At 68.8% G+C, this 2,746-nt stretch carries 3 protein-coding genes and 1 pseudogene; 2 read left to right on the top strand and 2 right to left on the bottom strand.

Going from position 1 to position 2,746, the window contains the following annotated elements; translation table 11 throughout:
• Both RB628_RS40205 and RB628_RS40200 read right to left on the bottom strand, forming a co-directional pair.
• Positions 1 to 469 (bottom strand): CBS domain-containing protein (locus RB628_RS40205; RefSeq protein ID WP_318325598.1); only part of this gene is annotated, 469 nt, incomplete at its 3' end.
• Between the two features lie 24 nt (positions 470 to 493).
• Positions 494 to 922, bottom strand: coding sequence for a cyclic nucleotide-binding domain-containing protein (locus tag RB628_RS40200; RefSeq protein ID WP_318325597.1), 429 nt, complete (start codon positions 920 to 922; stop codon positions 494 to 496).
• A gap of 298 nt (positions 923 to 1,220) precedes the next feature.
• Between RB628_RS40200 and RB628_RS42855 the strand changes: the two are divergent.
• Both RB628_RS42855 and RB628_RS40190 read left to right on the top strand, forming a co-directional pair.
• Positions 1,221 to 1,394, top strand: a pseudogene (locus RB628_RS42855) (universal stress protein); the annotation flags it as partial.
• Positions 1,395 to 1,575: 181 nt separating this feature from the next.
• Positions 1,576 to 2,746 (top strand): GNAT family N-acetyltransferase (locus tag RB628_RS40190; protein ID WP_318325596.1); only part of this gene is annotated, 1,171 nt, incomplete at its 3' end.

Raw genomic sequence — 2,746 nt, 5'->3', positions numbered from 1 at the left:
TGCGTCGGACCTCCTCCTCGATGTCCTCGTCCGACCGCAGGAAGACTTTCAGCAGGTCGGCACGGCTGACGATGCCCTGGAGCATGCCGATGTCGTCGACCACAGGCAGACGCTTGACGTGCCGGACGGCCATGATCCGGGCAGCCTGGGCCAGGGTGACGCCGGGGTGGACGGTGATAGCGGGGGTGCTCATGAGTTCTTCCGCCGTTGCTGCCCCTGCTTTGGCGACGTCGGACAGACGCCGGCGTTGCTCCAAGAGGCTCGGGTCGCTGTCATGGAACTCCTCCTTGGGCAGCAGATCGGCCTCGGAGACGACACCGATGACGCGACCTTCGCCCTCAAGGACGGGCATGGCACTGACCTTCCACTGATCCATGGTCCGCACGATCTCTTTGAAGGGCGCGTCGCGTCCGACAGCCACGACCGTCTGAGTCATCACATCGCTCACGATGTGCGGGGTCTGCGGCACTTCGAAGCACCTCGTCTCGCCTCGTCAGGGAACCTCGCCCGAACCGTGGGGCGCGTACAGGTCGAGCAGCCGCACCCGAGCGGACCTGAGCCGGCGCGCGAGCACGCCGGAGACATACGTACACAGCTCGTGATCCAGCCCCGGGTCCTTCGCGCACATCTCACGAACCGCCGCCGCGTCGAACTCGTAGGCACGGACCGGGCTGCCTGCCTCGGCCCCCAGATGCCATTGATGGGGAGGGACCAGCCAGGACCAGCCCAGCAGCTTTCCGGCACCGAGGGTCTCGACGACCGCTGCCCGCCTGCCGGGCACCTGAAGGTCGAGAGCGACCGTGCCCGTGTGGATGATCCAGAAGCGGTCGGCCTTGCCGCCCTCGTTGAAGATGCGCTCGCCTGCCTCGAACGACACCTCACGAGCGTGTGACATGAGCTGCTCGCGATGCTCGTGCGTCATGGCGCCGAATACGCCGGTCCTTGCAACCACGATGGCCGTCCCTTCTCCGCGACCTCGAGGTGGAGACGGGCTCCTGTCCGGTCACGCACGTCTCAGCACGCGGCCTATGCGGAAGCCGTGGCGGGAGGTGGGCCCCAGCGGCGTCTTGCTGCCGGCCGCATGACTCCACCATCGCCGCAAACCGGCGTGGCGCAACCCGGGCGGAGGCACTCCGAGAGCCGAAGCGCGTGTCGCGGGGGGTTGAGGCCGGTGCGACGGTATTCACAGGGGACTCTCACAGTGGCTGGGCGGAAGGGCGGTGGGACGATGGAGCGCCCGCTGGTTCGTGGGGGTCGACGGATCGGATTCCAGCCTGGAGGCCGTGGACTGGGCCGTGGACGAGGCGGCGCGCCACGGACTGGCAGTGCGGCTTGTCCACAGCTCGCGATGGGAGCGGTGCGAGCGACGCCTTCCCGCCCTCGGCGCCGACCGCCCGTCCGGAGTGATCATGGCGGAGAGCATCGCCGCGTCGTGCGCGGAACATGCGCGGCTGCGAAACCCGGAGCTGAAGGTCTCCGGCGAGGCGTGGCTCGAGGGCGCTGCGACCAGCACCTGGGGCGGGGGCCTTGGGTGGCCGGATGCTCAAGTCCAGAGAGGCATTGAGGAGGCCCGCGATGACGGACGACGCGCGCAGTCGACCCATGGTTCACGCCCTGCTCGCGGACGGCACGACTGTGTCCATCCGGGCCGTGACGCCGCGAGATCACGAACAGCTACAGAGGTTGTACGAGGAGATGTCCCCGGAGAACCTCCGGCTGCGGTTCTTCGCGGCGAGCCGGCGCTCCGCCGCGATGGCGGCCGACCGGGCCTGTGCACCGCCGCGCCCCGGATACCGGGCGTTGTTGGCCGAGACGCAAGGTCGGGTGATCGGCCTGGCTGAGTACGAGACCGGCGAGGACAGGGCATCGGCCGAGATCTCCCTCGCCGTGGCTGAGGGACTGCACCACCGGGGCGTCGGTACCCTCCTCATCGAGCATCTGGTCTCGGCTGCCCGCGCGGAGGGAATCAGCACGTTCACCGCTGACGCGCTCAGCGAGAATCACGAAGTGCTCCGGCTCTTCGCCGATCTGGGACTGCGTACTGCCCGTCATTTCGAGGGCCCGGAGGTGCGCTGCACCGTCGAGCTCGCGGAGGATGAGGCGTACCTGTCGACGGTGGAGACACGTGGCCGGGCTGCGGATGTGGCCAGCTTGATACCCCTGCTACGGCCGGACGCGATCGCGGTGGTCGGTGCCGGGCGCAGGCCCGGGTCGGTGGGACGGGCTCTCCTGCACCATCTGCATGCGGGCGGCTTCACAAGACGGCTGTTCGCCGTGAACCCGAAGGTCACGTCCGTTCTCGGTGTGCCGTGCCATCCCTCGGTGAGCGCGCTGCCCAAGGTCCCCGATCTCGTGGTCCTCGCGGTGCCCGCAGCGGCGCTCCCCGCCACTGCGGAGGAGTGCGGCAAAGCAGGAGTGCGGGCACTCGTCGTCGTCTCCGCCGGACTCGACAAAGACCAGGCTCAGGCGCTGCTGACGGCGTGCCGGACGTACGGCATGCGGCTGGTGGGCCCTAACTGCCTCGGCATCTCCAACACCGATCCCGAACTCTCTCTCGACGCCACCTTCGCGGCCGCTCATCCGAGCCCCGGCACGGCAGGCGTCGCCGTGCAGTCCGGAGGGGTGGGCATCGCCCTGCTCGACGGACTGTCCCGGCTGGGGATCGGTGTCTCGTCCTTCGTCTCGCTCGGTGACAAGTACGACGTCAGCGGCAACGACATGCTCCAGTGGTGGGAGAGCGACGGCC

Source organism: Streptomyces sp. ADMS, assembly GCF_033441795.1.
Classification (GTDB): domain Bacteria; phylum Actinomycetota; class Actinomycetes; order Streptomycetales; family Streptomycetaceae; genus Streptomyces.
The sequence above is the reverse complement of the archived record's forward strand: the minus strand, read 5'-3'. Positions and strand labels throughout refer to the sequence as shown.

What these genes read in the sequence shown, in the direction of transcription:
- RB628_RS40200 (WP_318325597.1), bottom strand. Translation starts at nt 922, where the DNA reads ATGACGCACGAGCATCGCGAGCAGCTCATGTCACACGCTCGTGAGGTG.